The sequence below is a fragment of the Vreelandella sp. GE22 genome (assembly GCF_968212445.1).
Window position 1 is genome coordinate 2,215,820 of the sequence record NZ_OZ309110.1, and the last position, 24,221, is coordinate 2,240,040.

Sequence of the window (24,221 nt, forward strand, 5' to 3'; positions counted from 1 at the left end):
GTTGCCAGAAGACCGGCGCGAGGGAGTAACATCATCAGGGGCCAAACTTCTCGGGGAAATAGGAAAGCGGCGGTTCCAGGCCCAGCCATTCTTCCTTCATACGCTCGCCTTCGGCGCGTTGTTCGGGGGTAAGGCTATCATGATACACCCGTAGTGCTCGCTCTGAGGAAGTACCCGGTACTTCCTCATTTCTGGCCAGCATAATCGCCCACCCTTTCGCAGGCTGTTTGTCTACCTGACACATTTCCCGCCCTTGTGCTTCAGGCTCGATATAGCAAGATGCTACCCATTGCCTACCATTAATATGGCCCGCCTCTGAGGCTTGAAGCATCCACTCCCAAGCTTCTTCATATCGCCCCAAATGGCTCAAAATGACAGCTAAATCATTCATCCCAGGCGCATACCCCGCTTCGACCGCCCGGCGAAACCATACCTCCGCGGCCTCCAAACGCTCTGTATCACTACTGTAAGCATCCTTATTGTCGCGCGCGCGCTTGCCCAGCGTGTTCATGGCCCAGGCATTGCCCGCCTCGGCTGCGCGGTCCAGCCACTCGAGCGCCTCTTCTTCGTCGGGCTCTTCCACGTAGTAATAAATGTAATAAAGCGCCGCCATGGCCTCAGCGTCCCCGTCTTCGGCCTTGGGCAGCGTGAGTTCGAGTGCCTCCTGCGGCCAATCATCGCCGTTTTCCGGGCAAACGTCGCCCAGTTTGCAGGCACCACTATCGAAGAGGCGCACCATGGCGTAGGGCTCGCCGTGCTGGGCGGCCTGGTAATACCAGTCCAGTGCGGCCTGTGAAAGACCTCGGCTAAGCAGTCGATTCGCTTCGCCCAAATAATACATCGCTTCCGCATCGCCACTTTCGGCGGCAATTTCAAGTGGCGGCTGCATCCTTTCCCACTGGTGAATACCCCATAACCGCATTCCTTCCTCTTTGGCGGCTTGCGCTTGCTCGTCCAACGCCCAGGCTGGTAGTAGCGTTAACGGTATCAAGAGCAAGCAGGCCAGTGTCGCCAGAAGACCGGCGCGAGGGAGTAACATCATCATGGACCAAACTTCTCGGGGAAATAGGAGAGTGGCGGTTCCAGGCCCAGCCATTCTTCCTTCATACGCTCGCCTTCGGCGCGTTGTTCTGGGGTGACGTGCTCTCTATAGATATCCAGGTCTTGATCTGAATAGCTTCCGGACACCTCTTCCTGAATTGCCAACAATATTGCCCACCCTTTTGCAGGATCTGGCTCTAATGCCGCCCGACATAAGTCCTTAAAGTCTCTGAGTGTGGGCACTATATTGCAGGCGGCTATCCATCGACGCCCATTGATATGTCCTGCGTCAGAGGATGCTTCTCGCCACTCTCTAGATTCCTCATAATGTTCCAGATGGCTCAAGACAACAGCCAAATTGTTCATCCCCGGCGCATACCCTGCTTCGGCTGCCCGGCGAAACCATACCTCCGCAGCCTCCAAACGCTCTGTATCGCTACTGTAAGCATCCTTATTGTCGCGTGCGAGCTTGCCCAGCGAGTTCATGGCCCAGGCAACGCCCGCCTCGGCCGAGCGGCTCAACCACGTAATCGCTTCTTCTTCGTTCGGCTCTTCCACGTAGTAATAAATGTAATAAAGCGCCGCCATGGCATCCGGGTCGCCGGTTTCCGCTTTGGGCAGCGTGAGTTCGAGTGCCTCCTGCGGCCAATCATCGCCGTTTTCCGGGCAAACGTCGCCCAGTTTGCAGGCACCACCATCGAAGAGGCGCAACATGGCGTAGGGCTCGCCGTGCTGGGCGGCCTGGTAATACCAGTCCAGTGCGGCCTGTGAAAGACCTCGGCTAAGCAGTCGATTCGCTTCGCCCAAATAATACATCGCTTCCGCATCGCCACTTTCGGCGGCAATTTCAAGTGGCGGCTGCATCCTTTCCCACTGGTGAATACCCCATAACCGCATTCCTTCCTCTTTGGCGGCTTGCGCTTCGTCATCCAAGGCCCAAGCAGACTGTAGCGTTATAGGGATTAAAAGCAGGCTAGCCAGTGCAGCTAAAAGGGTCGATCGCATGAGATTATCCTTGGTCAGTTACTTTACTGAGTAGCACATACTTCGGTGCCTAAGCCACCGACATATCGGCGATATCTAGCCTTCGATTCAGCCACTTCAGGATTTCCAATATCTGAAACCAAGTCCATAAACTCATCCAATGCGTTTAAATGGTTAAGATAGGCTACATCAGGATAGTTATGCGGAGGCTGCCCATTCTCGGTCATTTGATCTGCCCCGCTAAAAATGGACACTCGGTTAAGCACTGTTTTTAAGCTCGTAGTCCATGGGACTGACGTACCCCAAAGCACTGTGCCGTCGCCGGCGGTTGTAATCAACTTCAATGTATTCGAACACGTGCTGACGAAGCCGCTCCCGGTTCATCATCGGCTCGTAGTGGAGGGCTTCCACTTTCATGGAATGGAAGAAGCTTTCCACGCAGGCATTGTCCCAGCAGTTGCCTTTACGGCTCATGCTTTGACGCAACTGATGCGTTCGCAGTCGATCCCGGTAGGCGCGGGAACAGTACTGGCTTCCCTGGTCACTGTGGCAGATTACCCCGGTGGGGAAATTGCGTCGCCACAGCGCCATTTCCAACGCATCGCAGACCAGGTCTGCGGTCATCCTGGTATTCATGGACCAGCCGACGACAGAGCGCGAATACAGGTCAATGATGACGGCGAGATACAGCCAGCCTTCAGAGCTCATCAGGTACGTGATGTCACCGGCCCACTTCTGGTTCGGGGCGGTCGCCTCAAAGTCCTGCTCCAACAAGTTGGGTGCCACAGGCAAGCTGTGGTCGCTGTCTGTGGTGACGACGAACTTGCGGGCGGCCTTTGGTACCAACGACTGGCGCCGCATACTGGCACCTATCGTTTTGACATCATAGGGGTGGCCATCAGTCGACAGTGTGGCCTGGATGCGTCGAGCCCCATCGCGCTGCCTGCTCTGGCCGAATGCCTCTTTCACGCGACGATCCAGCCTTTCCCTGGTTTGCTCCAGCTGGTTGGGCTGAAGCCGGGTCTTCTGCCATGTGTAATACCCACTTCGCGAGACACCGAGAACAGACGCCATCCGAACCACGGAAAACCTGTGACGGTGCTCCAGCATGAACCTGTAACGCTTCACTTTTGGTTTTTGGCGAAGTAGGTCGCCGCCTTTTTTAATATGGCCAGCTCCTCTTCACGCTCGGCCATTTGGCGCTTCAGCCGGGCGTTCTCGGCAGCCAGTTCAGACTCGCGCTCGGAGACGTTGGCCTTCTTTTTCGCTGCCGAACGCCAATCGTAGATTTGCGATTCATGGATACCCAGTTCTCGGGCGGCGCTGGCAACGCTGGTCCTTTCTGCGAGTTTCAGCGCTTCGGCCTTGAACTCATCAGAATAGCGGTTGCGCGTTTGTTTGCTCATCGTGGATCACCTCATAAGCGGATTGTACTCGCTTAACGCGGTGTCCAAAATCAGTGGGGCGGATCACAACCGAGGATGCCAGGCCATTCACACTCCAGCGTACGCCAAATTGATAATCAATTTTCTGTGCCATGGCAGGCAGGCTTATCAACGTTGCTAGCAAGAGCCAGCTGTGGATGAGTGGTCTGATCATACGGCTGGCTCTCCTGGTTATCTTCAACGCTGGGATTAATGAGTTAGGGCGCTACTTTGGCGCTACTCGAGGCGGTAATGATCTCACCGCCGTGGTCCGTCTTGCAGCCCAAATACGCCGTGGGGCGGCCATCGTGATGGGAGTGGCTGGAGCCCTCGACGATGGTCGCACCGCAGCCGGTTTTATCACCCACCCGCGCCACGGGCTGGCCCTCTATTTTAGAGGGCGAACCGGTGATGATTTGGGTGGTGCCGTGGCCATGTATGGGGCAGCTGTGCAGGTCGCCCTGGCGGGCTACGGGTTTCATCGGCAGATTTCCCATTGGCCGTTGCGACGGATGAAATAAAGACTGACGTAGCTAGCGCGCCCCTCTTGTTCAAGATTGTTGAAACGAATGGGCTCACTTACCCCTTCTGTCGTTAACCACGCCACGCGGTTATCTGCCCCCAGGTTTAGTGTCATGGGTTCTTCGGGAAGTGCGTCCAACTGGTACACATCCGGATTATCGAAGTACATGTCGTAGCTGAATCGGTGGCGCACGTACTCTTCCGGCGTATCCGAGGCAATGGCCAGCTCTTCGGTTCTTGTCGCGGCAGCGTTCTGCAAGGCGTCGTTATCGCCCGCTGCAAACAGGGCATGTAGGCGGCGGTATTCGCGAGTCAGGCTATCGCGAGTAGCGGCGTTGTCTTGCAGTACATCGCCTTCTTCCCAGCACCAGATGGGCATCGGTTGGCGATTCATGAAAGGCACATGCAGTCTAAAGTGGCCTACATGATCAACCCAACGAATATCATTTTCTACGGGTTGCAGGGGAGCGTTGGCATTTCTTGAGATTATTTCAGGCTCCGCATTTTCTTCTCCTAGCTTAATCATGATTTCAAATGCCGTCTTTGCCTCCGTATTGGGGTTTTCATCACTCTCCCAGTATTCCATGGAAAGCCGAATTTCGTCTTCCTCAGCAAAGGGCACAGGCCAAGCGTAAAATTGAAGTTCGTTTTGCCCATCACGCACATATTGGGTCACGGGTAGCATGGTATTCTGGTTGCTAGGCACGCCTTTAAAATCAAGCAAAATATTCTGTATATGGGTGCCTGTAGCCAAGCCATTAACCTGCCAGCGCACTCCAAACTGATACTCGGGTTCCTGTGCCATGGCGGGCAGGCTTATCAGCATCGTCAGCAAGAGCCAACAGTGGATGAGTGGTCTGATCATACGGCTGGCTCTCCTGATTATCTTCAACGCTGGTACTAATGAGCTAGGGCGCTACTTTGGCGCTACTCGAGGCGGTAATGATCTCACCGCCGTGATCCGTCTTGCAGCCCAAATACGCCGTGGGGCGGCCATCGTGATGGGAGTGGCGGGAGCCTTCAACGATGGTCGCGCCGCAGCCGGTTTTATCGCCCACCCGCGCCACGGGCTGGCCCTCTACTTTAGAGGGCGAACCGGAGACGATCTTGGTGGTGCCGTGACCGTGGATGGGGCAGCTGTGGAGGTCGCCTTGGCGAGCTACGGTTTTCATCGGCAGATTTCCCATTGGCCATCGCGACGGATGAAATAAAGACTGACGTAGCTAGCACGCCCCTCCTGTTCAAGATTGTTGAAACGAATGGGCTCACTTACCCCTTCTGTCGTTAACCACGCCACGCGGTTATCTGCCCCCAGGTTTAGTGTCATGGGATCTTCGGGCAGGTCGTCCAACTGGTAAATATCCGGATTATCAAAGTACATGTCATAACTAAACCGATGGCGCACGTACTCTTCCGGCGTATTAGAAGCAATGGCCAGCTCTTCGGTTCTTGTCGCGGCAGTGTTCTGCAAGGCGTCGTTATCGCCCGCTGCAAACAGAGCATGTAGGCGGCGGTATTCGCGGGTCAGGCTATCGCGAGTAGCGGTGTTGTCTTGCAGCACATCGCCCTCCTCCCAGCACCAAGTGGGCATAGGTTGGCGATTGTTAAAGGGCACCGTTAACCTGAAATTGTCTTGATCCCAGTTAATATCACTTTCTCGTGGCTGCACCGGAGCAGACGAATTTGTCGATACAATTTCAGGTGTGGCGTCTTCTACACCGGGCATCATTACCACTTCAAACGCTGTTTTTGCATCAATGTTGGGATTGTCACCAGGCTCCCAGTACTCGACGGCGAGGCGAAGCTCGTGCTGCTCTTCAAATGGTTCAGCAGACGGCACTGGCCAAGCATAAAACTGTAGCGCGTTGCTTCCATTTTTAACGTACTCGGTTATGGGCAGCATGGTATTTTGCTCGCTCGGCACACCTTTAAAATCGAGCATAATGTCCTGTATGTCGACTGAGGAGGCCAAGCCATTCACGCTCCAACGTACGCCAAACTGATACTCGATTTCCTGTGCCATTGCTTGCCCTCCCATAGTAAGCGCTACCGATAAAATTGATGTAACAAGTATTTTCATAAAGCTCTTACGCCCCACTGTTAAAAAGGATTAAATTCACCGGTCCAGCCTTCGGCCAAGGGATAGCCTAGAACCTGGCCATCTTCTCGCCACTGAGTACCGTCATCTGTCTCGACCACTTGAGAAGAGCTTCGCTGAATTTGGCGATCTGCATTGGGTCGACCACCATCACTTGACTGACTATTACGATCACTGACATCCGCCTTCTTGTACCCCTGCACTCGCAACATGGCCCCCGAATGGGAGAGCTGATACCCCCAGCGCCCCTGCCCATCGCTTTTCAGGGTGATGCTGCCGCTGGTCGATACTTCGACGCCGTACTTAAATACAGTGCGTTCGGTAAACAGACTGTCGAAGTAACCCAGCAGTCCACCCGCAATAAGCGCTTTCAGCGTAATGCTTACGTTGCCTTCCACTCCTCTCCCATTCAATTCACCATTCTGGAACTCGTACGCGTAGCGCAGCATGTGATTGCCCAGGGTTTCCTCCGTAGGCTCAGGCCAAACGCCTAACCCCACTTCCATAAACAGCGCGGCTTCAACCCGCCCTTCCGCAAAATACCAGTCGAAGCCCTCTTCGAGATTGTCCAGAAATTTGACGAGTGCCGTGCCCCCACCGGTGCTTCTGGCCGCTATTTTCAGCGCTGCGTAGATATCGAGCTGAATGCCACATTCATACGCCAAAGAAAGCCCGGGCGTAATACGCCAGTTGGTCCCGGGGCCGCCGCTCTCCTCGACCTGTTCATTCGTGGCTCCCAGCATTAGCTCGGGGCCACGGGTATAGAAGCTGAACAGTTTGCTGCGGTCGCTCTCCGTGGCGCTGAGGTTTTGAGCAATGCGCTGTGAGGCACTGCTCAGCGTATCCATGAACCGCTCTATTGTGCTTTGCTGTTGCCGCTGGTTGTCCGCTCGCCGCAGTGACGGGCCAGTGTCATAAGTGGTGGTGTCGCTGGGGCTTGTGCCTAGCGTAATGGTTCGGTTATCGGCGCCACACACGGCGGTCAGGCCAGCATGAAATCCCCAGCCTTGTCGCTGGGTGACCTGCCTCTCCTTGAAGCGCAGTTCGTTGAAGCCTTCCGCCTTGTGGCTCTGGATGCGGATAGCGATGCTGCCGCAGCCGTCGCCGGCCCAATCCTGGGAGACGCGCACCCAAGCAGCTGGCCTACTCGCGATGTATGGCCATGGATTCAAGGCTCGACCTTGGCGTTGCTCGAGGCGGTGATGATTTCACCGCAGTGATCCGCCTTGCAGCCAAGATACGTGGTGGGTCTGCCGTCGTGGTTGGAGTGGCTGGAGCCTTCGACAATGGTCGCGCCGCAGCCGGTTTTACTCCTACCCGCGCGACGGGCTAGCCCTCTATTGGCAAGGGCCAACGATGCACTTATTGCAGGGAATCTCGCGTACGAATGGTATAAAACATGGCAATGAATCGATTGATATCTTCTGTCACCAAAAAGTCACTGGGCTCCATTACCCAGAAGCTCGTGGCCTCTTGATCACTGGGTACAACCCCCACAAGCCCGAGGTTGCCATCTTGATTCATGAAAATAGTCAGCGACCGCTCCGGCGCTTCCAGTTCGATTGTCTCCTGAACATCGTCAGGCGAAATAATGCTTTCTCGAAAGGCGTCAGCATCAGCTACCAAATGCCCGATCAACAGCGTTGGCACACCGAAATCGGTAGAGAACAGCAACCCTTCAGGCGCGAGTAAATCCGGCTTGGAAAGCGTAACGTCTTGGTCATTCCAATCAAATGGCGCATCGAATATGTAGGGTACTTCCCAATCTACCCAGTCAGACGCATCAGGTGACAGAGGCTCCACATCGAAAAGTTCGGCTAGACCTGATCCCTGCTGTTCCACAGCCGCCTGTTTGTTCTCCAGCCATTCATCCCGGCCAGACTGCAAAGCAGCAAACTCAGGCCCTTCCTCATCTATCTGCTTAAAGGTAAACGCCACTTCAAACGGCTCACCATGGATCAACACAAACTGCTCGGGTGTCTCGAACCGGATCCTGGCGGCAGGGTTATCCGGGCTGGTCGCCTGCTGATGCTCGAAATCGAAGTTATAATGCAGCGGCTCGGCCTGTGCTTCCATATAGATCTCAGCCCGATGGCTCTCGCGATCGAACCGAATCCAGGCGCGCTCCATGCTCGCTTCAATCTCGGGCAATAGGGAATCAAACATGGGGTTCGCTTCTACCGCTTCTATCGCGTCCACGGCATAGACGCCTGAATGTGGCATTTCCGAAGGATCGGCCAGCACTTTTCCCATCGCGGCTGTCAGCAGCAAAGGCGCAACAATCCATTGTTTCATGGTTCACCATCCATACTAGTTGATTCAATGAGGGCACGGCTGAACATCATTCAAGCCGTGCCAGGACGTTATGGGTCATGCTTAAGAACGGCTTAAGCGCCTTTTAACGTTAAAACATCGCAGTAGCATTACGGCTCGACGTTGGCACTGCTCGAGGCGGTGATGATCTCACCGCCGTGATCCGTCTTGCAGCCCAAATACGCCGTGGGGCGGCCGTCATGATAGGAGTGGCGGGAGCCTTCGACGATAGTCGCGCCGCAGCCGGTTTTATCGCCCACCCGCGCCACGGGCTGGCCCTCTATTTGAGAGGGCGAACCGGAGACGATTTCGGTGGTGCCGTGGCCGGGGATGGGGCAACTGTGCAAGTCGCCTTGGCGGGCTACGGGTTTCATGTAGATACCGTTGCGAGCCGCCATTCACCCGACTCTGTACGATAAAATACAACTGGAAAAGTGTGGACCCGATCTGAATTCTCTGGCTGTGACCAGCGGATAGGGGTAGGTTGGATACGTACGAGACGGCTATCGCCCATAAACTCTAATGTGTCGTTGCCAGGATCCTCTTCAAGCTGTAAAGGCAATAATTGCGGGCTACTAGGCTCCGTACGTAAACCCGCAAGCTGGGAAGCAATTGGTAGCGAAGCTGTATATTCTCTCGCATTTTTTCCGCCGGCCATCAACAATCCTGCCCGATCCCACATTGCTTCCCCTTCACGCAGAATCGCATCGCTATTTTTTTCGCTAAATAAACGATGCAGGTGTTGATAAGCGTGTCGCAGCTCATGACGCAGTAAGGGAGTATCTTCTAAAGCTATTGCATCATCTACCCAGTGAAAATCAGGAATGGGATCTAAAACGCGAAAGCTCATATCCACTCGCTCAGCTTCCAAGCTCTGGCCACTACTCACGACTAGCTGTTCAGGTGAACTCATCACGAACTCCCCACTCGTGCGGAGGCGTTCAGTTTGATGCACAATGTCGCCTCTCATATTGGCAGGGTTTTGTTGAGCCTCTACAAGCTCTCCACTCTCCATGTCGTAGCGCAGTTGAAGAGTATTGATTCGCTCTTTCTCTTGGGTACGCGTATTAATGGCTTCAATCGAGATATCAACCCAGAAGCTTTCTTTAGGCGCCTGTATATATCCGCCTGTTTCACCATCTGTTACTAAGTGCCCTGCCTCATCTTCAACAAGAGGGACAAAAATAAACGACACCATATTCTGCCCCTCTTTAAGACTGGTACTAATAGGGTATGAAATAGAGTATTGTTCTGTCGTGCTATGAGACTGCACATTCAAATCATTAATACGCAAGACCCACGCCGCGCCTTCGGTGTGGATATTAACCCAGTATTCGCGTTCAATAGGTTGCGCCATAGCTAACTCCTTTAACATAAAAAATATCGAAAAACAAAAAACCCCAAATAAGATCAATACTTTTCTAAAAAGGCACCCACGAACCTTCCTCTCTAGACCAAATAATCTTGCCATCGCTACTATCTCCTGATTCATCTACTTCAACACTTCCCATTGACCCAGAGCTTTCTTCGCCCTCTATTAATGTGGTCTCTCCATCGGCTCGACCACCTAACCCCCCATTTGTTTTATCTTGATCTTTACTCCATCCAATCTCAGCATAAGCCTCACCACTGAGCTTCACGCCTTCAAAGATATACCGCTTCTCGCGCTTACCATCAGAGTTCTTCCGCGCTTCCCATGTCCATGATGTGTGGATAGAACCGCGTACTCCCGCCTGCGCTCGAACCATGAAGACACTGCCTTCGACGTGGAGCTTTATTTCGGCACGCCCGAGAATTTGCAGTGTCCCGGTAAAATCACCGCTTACTCCATTATCATCCGTTGACTGGCTGTCACTGGAAGCCGGTATACGAATCGCCGCACCTGAGGTCAGGGTATGCTGCAAGGTGCCGGTAGCACTTAACTCAAGGTAGCCTTCTATCGTAGCGCTCACTCGATCGCCCGCCTCCAGACGGGCACGAGCATCCTGAATTTTTTTGGCACCCGCAGGTGATAGCATGATGGTTGCGATGACTTCAATCAGGTCGATTCTGCCTGTGACGCCAAGACTCAACGCCGACTCCAGATTACCTATTTGCAGCTCGAGATCGGGGCTGCCACTCACCGGCTGTAACACAAATCCTTGTGGCTTAAAGGAGAGTGACTTGCTGATAGTAATGCCGGAACCTATATGGCCACTATCAAGTTCCACCGGGCCACTGGCGCCCCCGCCCATGGAAACGTAGTGATTGATCGTCTGGACGGTCTCGACCATCAGTCCGATTAAACCCGGTGCATCGTTTTGGCGAGGAATTTCCTTTTCACCGCCTCCGGCAGCTTCGGCACTACGGCTCCATTCAATCTTGTGCCGCCCGTATTGTCCGTTGAGGGTTCCTGTGACCTCGACTTTTGCGGAGACATTACTGGTCATGATGACCGTTTCAACCGCGATGCTGACATCTCCGCCCAGCTCGGTGTAGGGATAAGGGATAACGTTTAAGGTGGCGCGAGTATCGTTGCCTGGAAAGCACTGTATGGCCTGAAAAGTCGCCTGTCCGCCCTGATCGGACAAGAAGCGTCCGCCTATCAGCGCTTCAAAGGCCATAAAACCCAGCGTGACATCAAAGGGAATAAAATCGCTGAGGCGTTCTGCCAGCCGGACAGGCTGATCGTAGATAACCGTTACTTCTTCACTTTGTGAGGTAAGCAACCGGGAACCGCTTTCTATGCCATTGGCGCTTACGCAAGGCGTTTGTGGGCGTCCGCTTTGACAAGTCTGCTCACCTTCCCATGTCACCTCTACATCGGCGGTTAGCTGGCCCTGGGCGTTCCACTCGCGCTGGTGGGTGGCGCCCACCGGGTCGGCGACCGTGGTAGCGCGGTCGGGCAGGCGCTCGTCGTCGTAAGCAAACGCCGTGGTGCCTGTCGGCCCCGTCACTTCCACCGGCTGACCACGTTCGTTACGAGTGATCTGCCAGTGCTGGCTCTCCGGCCCTTCGATGCTCACCGTGTCGCCCAACGCATCGCGCTCGATGCTCCAGCGCTGGCCGTCCGGTGTTACCTGGCCGATGACCTGGCCACTTTCGTTACGCTCGATCCTTGTTTCCCGGCCCAGCGGGTCGGCCGTGGCAATTTTTTGCCCGGCGCGGTCATAGCGAAATTCGATACGCGAGCCGTCGGGGCGGGTGTGCGCCGTCCAGCGCTTGCCGGGGCCGCTGCCCACGAAGTGGTAACGCTCTTCGCGGCCCAGGTGGTCGGTGACTTGGGTGTGATCGACGTGATACTCAAAGCGCCGCGCCAGGCCGCCAGCTTCCTGCTGACCTATTACGCGGCCGTCCGGCGCGTGGCGGTCCCAGGTGTAGTGGGCTTCCATACCGCCGGGCACGCGGTGGGCGGTCAGCATGTGATCCTGCCACTCGAACTCACGCACCACCTCGCCGTGGCGCTGGCGCGCATTTTGGGCTGTTGAACCGGGTAGCACGCCATAGGTTTTCAAACCGCATGGCGTTGCTCGTGCTTACCGAGAACCGTTAGTTCATGGCAGTATCATTAAAGCAGATATCGGTATGACGTAGCCTTTCACACGTACTCAGGCCCCTTCTGGATACCAGGTAATATTGATCACTTTCGACTGCAGCTCAACAATGGCGTTGCGGTCGCCCGCCCGAAAACGTAATCGCCAAGGGTCGCCGCGCTCGATTACTTCCAGCGTGTGGAGATAAGGAATCAGTTTTTCCTGCGCCACCGCAGGGTCGACCAGAGGCCAGCGCTCTCCTTCCTGGATATGTACGAACGTATCGCCTTCAACCTCAAACACCATGGTGCCCGGTCCCCAGAAGGGAGTAATATCCGACTGTATCGACCAGTCGCCATCGCTGCACACGATGCGGATTGCCTGCTCGTTAACGTCCACCCGCTCCAGCTCGATGTCGGGAAATAGCTGCATTGGCATCCACGTCAGATCGAAAACTTCACCGTTCGTTGGCTCACTCATTGCTCCCCCCTTGAAGGCTGAAGCGTGCCAGCCAGGCTTGGTATTCAGCTTCATTAAAATAGGGCTCATTTCTATTGCGAGGCAGAAGCGGGGAGTGAATGCCTGGATGATCCTTGATACGGATAGGCTCAATGATCCCGGCTACGCGGCGATAATCCACTAACGCGTCATTAACTTCTGGGTTTTCGTTATCACCCAACTGCGGCATGGAACCTGCGCGCAAAATGGCACCTCCACTGTATTCGAGCACTGACAAATCATCCATTTGCGCTTTGAGATGCTCAACACCGCCGAGTCGAGCAAGCCAGTCATTTGACAGAATCGTTAACCAATCAACCCCTTTTGGACCTCGATGTAGATTGAGTGAGTGGGTGGTGAACTTATTGATTTGAAGGCCTGGAAAGCGCTGCCCAAATTTATATTCCAGTATTTTGGCCTCATCTTCTCGTTCATAACCATACGACTGCCCTAACCAAAACCCAGAGTATCCGTGTTCAGGCTTGAGCTTCTCACACCACCGCTGTACTAGCTCAGGCAGTTTTTGATCACGCTCCATAAAGAAATCGATAGGAAAATAACAGTATAGCCTGCTTATTCGTTCATCTTGCCCTTTTCCAAGCACAACGATACCGCAAGCATCTGCATCACTACGCCGCTGACCGCCGTGATAAACAAATTCCCACTCTCCGGGGCCATAGCTAGGCAACCAGTCAAATGGGGTTATATAACTATCGAATCCCTTAAGCTTCTTCCAACGACCAGTCGTAGGATTCGTGGTCCACGTCAGTCGATCACCAACCAAGTCGCGGTAGTCAGCGAGGATATCCAACACAGCCTGGCGCTTTTCTTCCTGCTGAGAGCCAGTAAAAAAAAACGCCACCCCCAAACATATTTTAAACAGTACGCCGTTATCGGTTTCGACGGTCAGCAGGTTGTCAAAATCTTGCGATGCATCCACTACCACTCTCCTTAACAGCTAAAATATTATTGCAATTTATGAGCACGTTTTTAACACTATCAATCATACTCTCAGTTATGTACCGCCAATGGCAGTGACTACTCCCACGGCAGCTCTGAAAGCGAATCCGCCCACCCTTGTGGCGATAAGCCCCCAATTTATCCCTCTTTCATCCAATCGATCTTCGTAAGTTACCGTGGCAGGTTGAATCTCGGGAGCATATTCAGTCTGTCGCGGGCCGTCACAGCCACAACGCCCAGGAGTAAGTAGCCTTAATTTATGATCTGCGCCTGCAATTTGCTCATAAGCCTCTTCTTGCCCCGCTCCCCAATCATCAGGCGGAAACTTTACCTCCACGACTCCCAGCAGATTATCCTGAGTAGGCTTGTCATTGGGATCTCGCAGTACGACCGCATCGGGTATGCGCATATCGCCCCGGGTATAGCCCTCTGCTCGGTTTTTGGCCGATTCCGTCAGCAATATGCCCTGCGCTCTATCGCGTTTGATTTTTATGATACGGTTAATCGCGTGGCCAAAACTGGGAATCGGATCCGTGGTTTCCTGGCCGCCCTCATCTTTGACCAGCAGCGGTGAAGGGGGCGTATCCCTCATATAGTAGGGCACCTGAACCCGTATTCCCGTATCACAGCTTTCGTTATATTGCTGCAGCCCTCTATCCACGCAGCTCTGTTTGAGGTTAATGCCGTTTTGGCCGCGATTAGGCACTTCCTCGCAGGTGCATACAAAACTACAAACGACTGCAAGACGACTCTCGATATCATCACCTATTGGGCATGCTTGGGCACTTGTACCGCTCATGGTGTGGTTCCTTCCCTTGCTGATAACGTTAACATTTGCGGGCCGTCGGGCAGCCACTGAACATCATGATGGGTACGATCAGGCAGTTGCCCATAAGCACAGGCCTGCCATTGGATTAGCGCTTTAGCGATGCCGTGAGTATCCACTGCTCGTTGAAAATCCTCCCGCTTCTCCAAATGGGAACAACTGGTAAACACCAAAAGGCAAAAGTGCTCGGCCATTTCGATACTGGGTAACTCGCCTTGATTGAGAGCAGTCAAGCGGTCAATGGCTTCTTCAAGGCGGGCATCAATCGCAGGTGAGTCCAGATGCATTAACCACGACCATGCAGCGAGTAATAAGCGCTGACGCGCATCGGAGATCAATTCCTTGCGCATCAGTGGGCGAAGCAGGGTGATATGTTGTTGCGTAATACGCCACCAAGGGGCATCAGGTAATGATGGAAGCGATACATCGTGCGCCTTTTCCGGCTCTCGGCGTAGCGTTTCTTTTGGTGTCCGGCAATGAACAGCGGTACAGGGTCCGAACCACTCTTGGCGCTCCTGATCACTAAAAGCATCAAGAAAAAAGGGCAGTACCTCAGGATCATAAAAACGCCATAGCACCTCATCGCCGTGGTCGTTATAGATCGTTAACCAGTGCCGAAAATGCCTTACCAACGCATGGCTGCTTTCCTTGCTTTCCAGAAGTATTCCCCAACGCAGATGGGGGCGCCGAGTGCTGACCCACTGCAGGAAAGGATCCGCTGCCGAGGTCGGCGCGACAATAGGCGACACCTCGGTCAAGTGACCAAAAGGGGTATCGACGTAGAGTAGTTCCGCCTCGCTGCTGTAGGCCGAGCGCCGATACCACTGCTCGCGTAGCTCGGGCTGAGCAGTATCCAGAATGAGATGCGTGCAGGTTGGCAAGGCGCTATCCATCGATCGCTCCTTGAGAATGCTTCAACGTATCGGCACAAATATCGCATAGTGCCTTGCCACTGCTCGCGGCCCTTTTCAAAGCGATTACTTGGCCCTGCGTTTCTGCGAAGACCGTGGGCTGGTGCTGAACCGGAGAGATTCTGGAATGCTCTTCACTTTCGGCCTCGCCGGGAAGCCGAGCGCTTAGAGCCGCCTGCCCGGTTCCATTACCGGGACTGCCCCCTGAATTGATCTTGACCTGCGGGCCCACGATGGTCACACCGCTGGGGTCGATCTTGATAAAGCTGCCGCCGGCTTTGAGGGTGATCTCGGTACCAGCTTCGATCACCACCTTCATGCCCGCCTTGTGATGTACTTCCTGGCCTGCCTCGAGGAGTTGAGCCTGGCCGACCTTTTCGTGGCGGGTGCCATCCACAGTAAGGTGGTCGTCACCGTCTACCTTCCCGTAGCGGTTGCCGCGCACCGTGTGGTGATCGTCGTTATCGATCTCGCTGATGCGGTCGTTGTGCACCTTGAGGTGACTGTCGTTGCGAATCTCCTCGGTCCGGTCGTTGAGCGTTAAAAGCTCCAGGTCTTTTTGGGCGTGGACCCAGATCTGTTCCTCGCCCGCCTCGTCTTCGAAGCGCAGTTCGTTGAAGCCTTCGGCCTTGTGGCTTTGCGTGCGCAGCACCGTGCGGGTCTTGTTCGCCGGTAAATCGTAGGGGGGCTGGTTGACCGCGTGGTAGGTCCTTCCGGTCACCAGCGGCTGGTCCGGGTCGCCTTCCAGAAACGAGACGATCACCTCGTGGCCGATGCGTGGCAGTGCAATGCTGCCGTAACCGCCGCCGGCCCAGCCCTGGGAGACGCGCACCCAGCAGCTGGCGGTGTCATCAGGCTCGGCGTAGCGGTCCCAGGGGGACTGGACCTTCACCCGGCCGTGCTCGTCGCAGTGAATCTCTTCGCCTTCCGGGCCGACCACGAAGGCCACCTGGGGGCCGTCGACCCGGGGCTTGGGGTTGGGCGTGGCGCGCCAGGCGGCGTCGCCGGGCATCAGCGTGACCTGGTTGACGTAGCGGGTCATGCCGCCGGTGTCGCTGGTGCTGATGCTGTCCTCTTCCAGCGCCTGGGGCTGCTCGCCGGTGTGGTGCACCGCGACCACCTGCCAGTCCCGGTTGAGGCTTTCGGTGTCGTGGTCGGTCAACGTAAAGCGTGCGCCGGGGGCGAACTCGGGCAGATCGCTTTGGGCGCTGGCCGTGGTGGCGTTGCGGCGCAGGTGCTCCAGGCGGATGCGGGTGAAGGGCTTGCCGGAGGCATCTTCCTTGTAGCGGCCGGGGTAATCGTAATGCTCGTAGTCGGTCTGCTGGCCATGCTCGGCGACGTCCTCGCCCATGTGATCGTGAAGCTGGGCGTAGGCCGGGTTCTTGAAGCTGTAGTCCTTGAGCTGGGCGCTGGCGGCGGCGACCCGGGCGGTGTGGCTCAGCTTGCGCACGTGGCGGGTAGGCGGCGTGCCGCCGGCGCGGCTGTGGTAGGTGCGCTCGCCCAGATTCGTCAGCACCTGGGGGTCGTCGGAGAATACCAGCCGGTGGGCGCCGCCTTCGCTGTTCTCGCCTTTTTCATCAAACAGGTGAAAATAGAGAACAGCCCTTCCTCGGCGGCGAGGCGCTCGATGAAGGTGAGATCCGTTTCGCGGTACTGCACGCAGTATTCCCGCTCGAGGGGTTCGCGGCTGACGGCGAAGGCCACGTCGGTGATGCCGCGCTCGTCCAGCAGGGTGTTGATGATGGTGAGCGGGTCGACCTTCTGGAAGATGCGCGAGTTCTGGCGCAGCGAGGTGCGCCAGAGCGCCGGGCGCAGGGTCAGCGAGTAGAAGGTGCGCCGGTGGCCACGATCCCCCCGGCCGAACTCGCTGATGATGCCGTGGACCCGGCGCAGCGGCTCGCCGTCCTGCCAGACGGTCAGCGTGGCTTCGCGGTCAAGAAGCTCGGAAGCCTCCAGGTCGCCTTCGCGGCTGGCGATGTTCAGCGTCAGCTCGAAGGGCTCGGAGAGCGCCTCGCGGTGGGTGAAGTCGATGACCGCGATGTCATCCACGCCCGCAAGCGTGAGAGTGAATTGAAGCCCTTTTCCTTTTGCCATTGCGCTGCTCCTTGCCTCTTAACCCGTCACTGGAGAATGACGAGAATAACGACCTGGGCGACAAGCGCAAACGTATCCGTCACAAGGAGCGGATCACTTACAAAAATGTGAGAGATATCTTACATAATCGAAGTAAACTTGCCCAAAAGGCCCTCTCCAGCGCGAAGCGCGGTTGGTCGCGTCCTCTCTGTCCCTTTAGCGCAAAGCACTGGCTATCGCCCTTCGAACCCTTGAATCGCTCAAGGCCGCGCTCGTTCCGGGCGGCGAGCTGGTACTGGAAACCCTGGTGGTCGAAGGCGACGAGCAAACGGTGTTCGTACCCGGCGAGCGCTACGCCGCGATGCCCAACGTCTACTTCCTGCCCTCCTCCAAAGCGCTCTGTCACTGGCTAGAGCGCTGCGGCTTCACTAACGTGCGCGTGGTGGATGAACCGGTGATGACTCTTGAAGAGCAGCGCTCGACCAAGTGGATAACATATCGATCGCTTGCAGTTTTTCAAGACCCAGAGGGTCGCACGTGCACTCTCGAGGGTTATCCTGGCACACGGCGGACGGTGGTCATTGCAAACCAAGTCGAATAGAACTCATATCGCCTATTAAACGTTCAGCGCTCAACTTATATAAAAGAAAGATTGAGCACCCACCAATCATATTATTAATTTATTTTTGGGTAGCTTTTAAAAATCACACTCACCCCTAACTTCCAAACTAATAATTTTTTCAATCGAGATATAGCTAGGCACTTTTTCCTTCATTAAATTAGTCTGCCCTTTCCACTCCAGATTATTTATCAAAGACTGATGAGTAATTCGAGCTTTCTCTAGTTCCTGCCACGTAACATGATTATAGAAATGCACCCAATATGAGTCAGGTAACAATCGACTAGCTCCTTCGTCGTAAAGTCGTGTCGTTAAATCATGAGGCCTAAACGGTTCTAACTGTGGAATATCCGGGAGGGGCTGAGAGATGTCCATATATCGACACATCATATCCCAAAGAGCTTGATACTCTTTAATACCGCCCTCTATATCCATTAAAAAACTTGAAGACTGATAGACGCTTGGAGAATAACTCTCAATGGGGTAACGATGGATTAAATTCAGAACAAACCTCTCATCTCCCATAATATTTTTCTTTCGAACAATATAAGCATCAAACTCATAAAAATAAAACTCTCCCCAAGGTACGACCACCATACCTGTCTTGCGAGACAAGTAACAGTCGCTCAGACCACTTAACGATAATCGGTGATACTTGTTATCATTATCAAACCATTTAATAACGACGTAGCAAACCAGGAAAATAGAAATCATCCAACCTATTGGAGAAAGCAAAACGGCTATTACCGAGAAGGAGTCTACCTTGTATGCAATATAAACACATATAGCAAAAACCATGTAGAAAAACTTACCATGTGAAGTAGTGCTATCCCAAAAGCAAAAGCAGTCATCATATATGCTTTCAAAGTAACTTTTAATAACATCAAAATCGTTGAAATTCTCATTCAACTTTATATGCCATTTTGATTCATCCATTTCACATCCCCCATGCTGCTTAGGCTCGCTAAAAAATCGAGGTGAAGTTTCAGAGTATTGGTAAGCAGTAGGATTTACCCCAACATAATTAGACCATGCGAGACGCTGGACAAATTTTCTTTCTTTAATTTCACCGGTGGCAAACATTGCTTTTTGATAGGGTATAGAGTCTAACCGAAAAGCCGTTGGCGTATAACAGGATTCAGTATCGCTGGGCAAAAACTTTTGCAATTTTTTAGTCATATCTTCTTACGCTTATTCAACATCGGCCAGTTAATAAAGAAAATTAACGATAAACGTTACTTCAAGTTAAACCAAGATAAGAATTACAAAAAATCAGCCAATATTAATATTTCTAATAAACATGAAAACTGATATCAGCGGCGCAGGATCATCAACCAGCGCCCCAGGTTCAGGATACTGGCAAGCGAGGCCGCCACGTAGGTAAACGCGCAGGCGGTCAGTACGTGGCGGGCGCCGTTCATATCGTAGGGGGGTACGTACTCTTTCAAAAGCGGAAGCGCCCGGTTGAAGCTGGCGTCGAACTCGACCGGTAATGTCACCAGGTGCACCACGGCGGCGGTACCGAAGCTAATGACGGCAACGCCGATGACCAGGGCGAGGCCGCCGGGCAGGCGCGTTAAAATAAATAGAAACGGCGCGGCCATCATCAACAGCGCGCCGAGCTTCTCGGCTTTTTGGGCAACGCCGACCATACGACTACGGGCGATGAGCGGGGCATAGCCATCAAAGTGTTGCAGGGCGTGGCCTACTTCATGGGCGGCGACGGTAACGGCGGTGAGCGAGCGGCCGTCGAAGTGCTCCGGGGTCAGGCGCACCGCGCGCTCGAGCGGGTCGTAGTGGTCGCCCTGCTCGGTTCGCTCGACGGTGACATCCTTGAGATCGAAGCGGCGCAGAAGGTGGCTGGCAAGCTCTGCGCCGGTACCGGGGTAGTCGTCGCGCCCGCGGGTATGGCGCTTGAGCACCCACTGCGCCCAGAGGTTGGGGAGTAGAAAAATGGCCAGTGCCAGCACGATGAGAAGTACGATCATGGTCTCTTCCCCAGCGGATCAAAACCCCATGTTGTACCACGTCGCCAAACCGCGTGCACTTGGCATCTGAACCCCCTAAACGCCAGCCTCTTCGGCCTCCTCTTTACGATGCTCTTCGACATCACGCTTGACCGCCTCCAAACCGCGCGCCGAGATACGGCCCTGCTCATAGGCGTGCTCGGCCATCAACACACTGTCAGCGGCGAGTATCAGATCGCAGTCGGTGCCGGCCAGCTCGTCGCGAAGCCGTTCGATCGCTTGCTGGCGTTTCGGGTCTTTATCCACCCGGCGAATGTAAATCGCCTTGATGCGGCCGGGGTAGGATTTTACGACCTCGGTATATACTTCCGGGTCGTGTTGGCCGCTGTCACCGATCAGCACGCAGGGCATATCGTCATAAAGCCCTAGCATCCGGTCGATCAGGTCACGCTTGTGGTCTTCGGCCTTGCGTGGCCAAGGTTTACGCCAGGAAATGCCCCATTCACGCAGAAACAAAATGGGCCCGACGGGGATACGGTTGAGCTGGAAAAAAGCTTCGAGCATTTCATAAATCGCCCAGGGCCCCCGGGAGACATACAGAATAGGCCGCTCTGCCTTCTCGCTTTTACCACGATAAAGCGACTGATAAAGGGAGGCCACACCGGGAAAGGCGGTACGCCGGTGGGGTTTGCGCACGAAAAGACGGTAAAGCATTTTCAGCTTTTCGGCGACCCCGGTAAACATCACGGTATCGTCGATATCGCTGATCACCAGCAGGTCCGCCTCCGGCGGCGGTACGTAAACCTCCGCGCTGGTACGAATGGGATTTTGCCCTTCGGCGCGAACGAGAATATCTGCCCGATGCCAGGATACATCGATAGGGAGTGCGTGCTCGATCGGCAAGTGGGCATCGAAGTAGCCGTCGCGGTCGGTGATCAGCGAAAGCTCGTTCTCACCCACGCAAACATCGACCTGCGCTTCTTTCAAACCGCGTCGAAAAATACGCCGGGCAACATCGGCGGTATCACGTAAAAAGCCGCGCCGAGGAATGGCGCGGCCGAGTGCCGCCTGTCGAAAGACGCGGCCCATGATGAATATTTCCTTTTGGGAGCCGTAGCCACGGTAGGGATGAACCACCATCCCGCCGCGGCCACTGTCGCGCTTCATGGGCTTGGCGACAACGTGGACGAGCCGCTTGGCAAAGCTCGCCCACTGGTGGTACCACGCCATTAAGCGTGCTGACCCGAGTGCTTCCCTTCTTGAATCTCTTCAAGCAGTTTGGAGCAGAAGGCGTCCAGGTCTTTCGGTGTGCGGCTGGATACCAGCGCTTCATCGCAGACCACGGCTTCATCAACCCAGTTCACACCGGCGTTTTTCAAATCCTGGGCAATGCTGTGTACCGAGGTCATTTTACGACCGTCGACCACACCAGCGTTGATCAAAATCCAGGGGGCGTGGCAGATAGCGCCAACCGGCTTGCCGGCCTGGAAGAAAGCTTTAACGAAGCTCAGTGCGTCTTCGTTGGTGCGCAGTTCGTCCGGGTTGAACAAGCCACCCGGCAAGACCAGCGCGTGATAATCGGATTCGGACACGTCGCTAAGCGCTTTATCAGCTTCGTAGGTATCGCCCCAGTCGGTTTCCGCCCAAGCGCGAATGCCTTTACCATCCGGCGTAACGATATGGACTTCGACGCCGTTTTTCTGAAGCGAGGCACGCGGGACGCTGAGTTCGGACTCTTCAAAGCCATCGGCGGCTAGAATTGCAACGCGTTTACCATTTAGTGCTTGACTCATCGTGCTCTCCTTTTCGTGATGACATGCGTTCGGCCATGCCGTACAACGCCTTACAAGTGTGGCTTATCTTGTACAATCGTCAAGCGCTATTCGTTAACGAATCCGCTTGTCAGGCCACCTAAAACTTGTACAGTCCCACATCCCCCGCTACAAAGTAGCATCCCGCTCGATACGCCGACGTGAAATGACTTGCATAAAAAAAGCCGGCCCCGGGGTGACAGGGCCGACCAACGTTCAAAACACAAACTGACGTACAGCTTAAAAAAGCTTACTTATATCCTTCGCATCCCAATGCGGGAAGTGCTTGCGTACCAGGGCGTTCAAGTCGCGCTCGAAAGCGACCCAATCGGTGGTTTGCGTCTGCTCGCCTTGCGCGGCCAGGCCGCGAATCATCCCCGCGCCAACGGTCACGTTGGTTAGCCGGTCGATGACGATAAAGCTACCGGTACCCGGGCTTGCGCGGTAGTCGTCAAGCGGAATGGCCGCGGTGAGCTCTATCTCGCAGCGGGCGATGGTATTGAGCTCCAGCCGCTCGGCCGGGTAGGTTTCCAGGGTATTCACATCGACCTGATACTCGATGGCCCGAACCTCGCCGGAAAGATCTCGGGTGGCCAGTTTGAAATCATAAAGCTTGCCCGGCGTCAGCGCGTCTTCATGCATCCATACGATGTCGGCTATAAACGCGTTGGAAAGCGGCACCTCGGCGTTCGCCTCGACCAGCCAATCGCCGCGCGAGATATCGATCTCGTCATCGAGGGTCACGGTGATCGCCTGACCGGGGTAGGCCGCGCTTAAGTCACCGTCCTGGGTAACGATGCGCGCGACCTTCGACGTTTTGCCCGACGGCAACACCTTGACGCCCTGCCCCGGGCGCAAAATACCCGCGGCCAGGGTGCCGCAGTAGCCGCGAAAGTCCAGGTTGGGTCGGTTGACGTACTGCACCGGCAGACGCAAATCTGTCAGATTCTGATCATGGCTGAGCTCGACGCTTTCCAGCAGCTCGATCAGCGTGCGGCTCTCGTAACCCGGGCCAAAATACCAGGGGGTATGCGCGCTTTTGTTGACCACATTATCGCCGGTCAGCGCCGACAGCGGCACGAAGCGAATATCCGGGGCATTCAGGTTGGTCGCAAACTGCTGGTACTCGCGTTTGATCTCGTTGAAGCGCTCTTCCGAGAACTCGACCAGGTCCATCTTGTTGACCGCGATCACCAAATGCTGGATGCCGAGCAGATCGGCGATGAAGCTGTGGCGCTTGGTTTGGGTCTGCACCCCGTAGCGCGCATCGATCAAGATCACCGCCAGGCTCGCCGTGGAGGCACCGGTGGCCATGTTGCGGGTGTACTGCTCGTGGCCCGGCGTATCGGCGATGATGAACTTGCGCTTATCGGTGGAGAAAAACCGGTAGGCCACGTCGATGGTGATGCCCTGCTCGCGCTCGGACTGCAGGCCGTCGACCAACAGCGCCAGGTCGACGGCGTCGCCGGTCGTGCCGCTGGTTTTGGAGGCCAGCGTGATCGCGGCGAGCTGGTCCTCGAAGATCATTTGCGAGTCGTGGAGCATCCGCCCGATCAGCGTGGACTTGCCGTCGTCGACGCTGCCGCAGGTGATGAACCGTAAAAGGTCCTTGTTTTCATGCTCGTGCAGGTACTGCTCGATGTTATCGGCAATCAGGTTCGACTGGTGTGACATTAGAAGTACCCCTCACGCTTTTTCTTCTCCATCGACCCGACCTGGTCGCGGTCGATGGCCCGCCCGCTACGCTCGCTGGTACGGGTCAGCAGCATCTCCTGAATGATTTCCGGCAGCGTGGCCGCCGTGGACTCCACCGCGCCGGTCAGCGGGTAGCAGCCAAGCGTTCTAAAGCGCACGGATTTCTGCTCGGGTACCTCACCCGGTTCCAGCGGTAGGCGATCGTCGTCGACCATGACCTGCATGCCGTCGCGCTCGACGACCGGGCGCGGGGCGGAGTAGTAAAGCGGCACGATCGGAATCGACTCGAGGTAGATGTACTGCCAGATATCGAGCTCGGTCCAGTTGGAGAGCGGAAAAACCCGGATCGACTCGCCCTTGTTGACCTTGGCGTTATAGATGTTCCAAAGCTCCGGGCGCTGGCTTTTCGGATCCCAGCGGTGGTATTTGTCGCGAAACGAGTAGACCCGCTCTTTGGCCCGCGATGCCTCTTCATCGCGACGCGCGCCGCCAAACGCCGCATCGAAACCGTACTTGCTGAGCGCCTGCTTGAGCGCCTGGGTTTTCATGATATCGGTGTACTTGGCGCTGCCATGATCGAAGGGGTTGATGTTCGCTGCCCGCCCCTCTTCATTGGTATGCACCAAAAGCTCCATACCCGCATCGACCGCCATGCGATTACGAAACTCGATCATCTCGCGAAACTTCCAGGTGGTGTCCACGTGCAGCAGCGGGAACGGCGGCGGCGCGGGGTAAAACGCCTTGCGCGCCAGGTGCAGCATGACCGAAGAGTCTTTACCGATGGAGTACATCATCACCGGATTGCTGAACTCGGCGGCGACTTCACGAATGATATGAATCGATTCGGCTTCGAGCTGCTTGAGGTGCGTCTGGCGCGCGCCGTCAATCGCGATGGAGGTCTCGCGCCGCTGCCCGCTCGGCGGAGCTTTAAACTGGGTCATTGCCTACTCCCTCTAAAAGCACCGGG

General features: G+C 55.2%; 24 protein-coding genes and 2 pseudogenes. 1 reads left to right on the top strand and 25 read right to left on the bottom strand.

All coding sequences use genetic code 11. From position 1 onward, the window contains the following. Positions 1 to 34 precede the first annotated feature (34 nt). The 19 genes and pseudogenes from ACWHRL_RS10595 to ACWHRL_RS10685 form a co-directional block, all read right to left on the bottom strand. Positions 35 to 1,045 carry a tetratricopeptide repeat protein gene (locus ACWHRL_RS10595; RefSeq protein ID WP_447893608.1) on the bottom strand — a complete coding sequence of 337 codons (1,011 nt, stop codon included), beginning with the start codon at positions 1,043 to 1,045 and terminating at the stop codon, positions 35 to 37. Continuing rightward, complete coding sequence (locus ACWHRL_RS10600) at positions 1,042 to 2,046, bottom strand: tetratricopeptide repeat protein (RefSeq protein WP_447893609.1); 1,005 nt, start codon at positions 2,044 to 2,046, stop codon at positions 1,042 to 1,044. The genes ACWHRL_RS10595 and ACWHRL_RS10600 overlap by 4 nt, the downstream gene beginning before the upstream one ends. 237 nt (positions 2,047 to 2,283) lie before the next feature. Further along, positions 2,284 to 3,431, bottom strand: a protein-coding gene (locus ACWHRL_RS10605) for an IS3 family transposase (RefSeq protein WP_447893610.1) whose coding sequence is annotated in 2 segments (ribosomal slippage) — positions 2,284 to 3,188 and positions 3,188 to 3,431 — 1,149 coding nt in all. Because the reading frame shifts where the segments join, the coding sequence is not laid out codon by codon here. Continuing rightward, positions 3,400 to 3,624 (bottom strand): hypothetical protein, encoded by a 225-nt coding sequence (locus ACWHRL_RS10610; RefSeq protein ID WP_447893611.1) that lies wholly within the window; start codon positions 3,622 to 3,624, stop codon positions 3,400 to 3,402. The genes ACWHRL_RS10605 and ACWHRL_RS10610 overlap by 32 nt, the downstream gene beginning before the upstream one ends. A 43-nt stretch (positions 3,625 to 3,667) precedes the next feature. Then, positions 3,668 to 3,931, bottom strand: coding sequence for a PAAR domain-containing protein (locus ACWHRL_RS10615; protein ID WP_447893612.1), 264 nt, complete (start codon positions 3,929 to 3,931; stop codon positions 3,668 to 3,670). Next, on the bottom strand, positions 3,928 to 4,836 hold the full coding sequence (locus ACWHRL_RS10620; protein ID WP_447893613.1) for a hypothetical protein: 909 nt from the start codon (positions 4,834 to 4,836) through the stop codon (positions 3,928 to 3,930). Before ACWHRL_RS10620 ends, ACWHRL_RS10615 begins: the two co-directional genes overlap by 4 nt. Before the next feature lie 43 nt (positions 4,837 to 4,879). Then, entirely contained in the window at positions 4,880 to 5,143 is a 264-nt protein-coding gene (locus tag ACWHRL_RS10625; RefSeq protein WP_447893614.1) for a PAAR domain-containing protein, read from the bottom strand. After that, a complete protein-coding gene (locus ACWHRL_RS10630) occupies positions 5,140 to 5,994 on the bottom strand; it encodes a hypothetical protein (RefSeq protein ID WP_447893615.1) in 855 nt (284 codons plus the stop codon). Before ACWHRL_RS10630 ends, ACWHRL_RS10625 begins: the two co-directional genes overlap by 4 nt. Before the next feature lie 77 nt (positions 5,995 to 6,071). Next, a complete protein-coding gene (locus ACWHRL_RS10635; RefSeq protein ID WP_447893616.1) occupies positions 6,072 to 7,199 on the bottom strand; it encodes a hypothetical protein in 1,128 nt (375 codons plus the stop codon). Positions 7,200 to 7,237: 38 nt separating this feature from the next. After that, on the bottom strand, positions 7,238 to 7,423 hold the full coding sequence (locus ACWHRL_RS10640; protein WP_447893617.1) for a hypothetical protein: 186 nt from the start codon (positions 7,421 to 7,423) through the stop codon (positions 7,238 to 7,240). 8 nt (positions 7,424 to 7,431) lie between these two features. Further along, positions 7,432 to 8,364: a hypothetical protein gene (locus tag ACWHRL_RS10645; RefSeq protein ID WP_447893618.1), complete on the bottom strand. Its 933-nt coding sequence runs from the start codon at positions 8,362 to 8,364 to the stop codon at positions 7,432 to 7,434. A 128-nt stretch (positions 8,365 to 8,492) separates the two neighbouring features. Beyond that, the gene (locus tag ACWHRL_RS10650) at positions 8,493 to 8,756 is read right to left on the bottom strand and encodes a PAAR domain-containing protein (RefSeq protein ID WP_447893619.1); all 264 of its coding nucleotides are present in this window, start codon (positions 8,754 to 8,756) and stop codon (positions 8,493 to 8,495) included. Beyond that, the gene (locus tag ACWHRL_RS10655; protein ID WP_447893620.1) at positions 8,753 to 9,739 is read right to left on the bottom strand and encodes a hypothetical protein; all 987 of its coding nucleotides are present in this window, start codon (positions 9,737 to 9,739) and stop codon (positions 8,753 to 8,755) included. Before ACWHRL_RS10655 ends, ACWHRL_RS10650 begins: the two co-directional genes overlap by 4 nt. Positions 9,740 to 9,803: 64 nt before the next feature. Next, positions 9,804 to 11,876, bottom strand: a complete 2,073-nt coding sequence (locus tag ACWHRL_RS10660; RefSeq protein ID WP_447893621.1) for a hypothetical protein — start codon at positions 11,874 to 11,876, stop codon at positions 9,804 to 9,806. A 93-nt stretch (positions 11,877 to 11,969) separates the two neighbouring features. Beyond that, positions 11,970 to 12,374, bottom strand: a complete 405-nt coding sequence (locus ACWHRL_RS10665) for a hypothetical protein (RefSeq protein ID WP_447893622.1) — start codon at positions 12,372 to 12,374, stop codon at positions 11,970 to 11,972. Next, positions 12,367 to 13,332, bottom strand: a complete 966-nt coding sequence (locus ACWHRL_RS10670; protein ID WP_447893623.1) for a type VI immunity family protein — start codon at positions 13,330 to 13,332, stop codon at positions 12,367 to 12,369. Before ACWHRL_RS10670 ends, ACWHRL_RS10665 begins: the two co-directional genes overlap by 8 nt. Before the next feature lie 75 nt (positions 13,333 to 13,407). Then, the gene (locus ACWHRL_RS10675) at positions 13,408 to 14,151 is read right to left on the bottom strand and encodes a hypothetical protein (protein WP_447893624.1); all 744 of its coding nucleotides are present in this window, start codon (positions 14,149 to 14,151) and stop codon (positions 13,408 to 13,410) included. After that, on the bottom strand, positions 14,148 to 15,071 hold the full coding sequence (locus ACWHRL_RS10680; protein WP_447893625.1) for a DUF4123 domain-containing protein: 924 nt from the start codon (positions 15,069 to 15,071) through the stop codon (positions 14,148 to 14,150). The genes ACWHRL_RS10675 and ACWHRL_RS10680 overlap by 4 nt, the downstream gene beginning before the upstream one ends. Beyond that, positions 15,064 to 17,183, bottom strand: a pseudogene (locus ACWHRL_RS10685) (type VI secretion system Vgr family protein). The gene ACWHRL_RS10680 and the pseudogene ACWHRL_RS10685 overlap by 8 nt, the downstream one beginning before the upstream one ends. Before the next feature lie 220 nt (positions 17,184 to 17,403). Here ACWHRL_RS10685 and ACWHRL_RS10690 point away from each other — a divergent pair. Beyond that, positions 17,404 to 17,763: pseudogene (locus ACWHRL_RS10690) on the top strand (DUF1698 domain-containing protein); the annotation flags it as partial. 96 nt (positions 17,764 to 17,859) lie between these two features. Here ACWHRL_RS10690 and ACWHRL_RS10695 read toward each other — a convergent pair. The 6 genes from ACWHRL_RS10695 to cysD all read right to left on the bottom strand — a co-directional run bounded on the left by ACWHRL_RS10695 (position 17,860) and on the right by cysD (position 24,195). After that, on the bottom strand, positions 17,860 to 18,960 hold the full coding sequence (locus tag ACWHRL_RS10695; RefSeq protein ID WP_447893626.1) for a hypothetical protein: 1,101 nt from the start codon (positions 18,958 to 18,960) through the stop codon (positions 17,860 to 17,862). Positions 18,961 to 19,094: 134 nt separating this feature from the next. Then, complete coding sequence (locus ACWHRL_RS10700) at positions 19,095 to 19,769, bottom strand: zinc metallopeptidase (RefSeq protein WP_447893627.1); 675 nt, start codon at positions 19,767 to 19,769, stop codon at positions 19,095 to 19,097. A gap of 75 nt (positions 19,770 to 19,844) precedes the next feature. Beyond that, a complete protein-coding gene (locus ACWHRL_RS10705; RefSeq protein WP_447893628.1) occupies positions 19,845 to 20,978 on the bottom strand; it encodes an App1 family protein in 1,134 nt (377 codons plus the stop codon). Next, positions 20,978 to 21,541 (bottom strand): type 1 glutamine amidotransferase domain-containing protein, encoded by a 564-nt coding sequence (locus tag ACWHRL_RS10710; RefSeq protein WP_447893629.1) that lies wholly within the window; start codon positions 21,539 to 21,541, stop codon positions 20,978 to 20,980. The genes ACWHRL_RS10705 and ACWHRL_RS10710 overlap by 1 nt, the downstream gene beginning before the upstream one ends. A 258-nt stretch (positions 21,542 to 21,799) precedes the next feature. Further along, entirely contained in the window at positions 21,800 to 23,233 is a 1,434-nt protein-coding gene (gene cysN, locus ACWHRL_RS10715) for a sulfate adenylyltransferase subunit CysN (RefSeq protein ID WP_447893630.1), read from the bottom strand. Continuing rightward, positions 23,233 to 24,195, bottom strand: a complete 963-nt coding sequence (gene cysD, locus ACWHRL_RS10720) for a sulfate adenylyltransferase subunit CysD (protein WP_447529132.1) — start codon at positions 24,193 to 24,195, stop codon at positions 23,233 to 23,235. Before cysD ends, cysN begins: the two co-directional genes overlap by 1 nt. Positions 24,196 to 24,221: the final 26 nt, after the last annotated feature.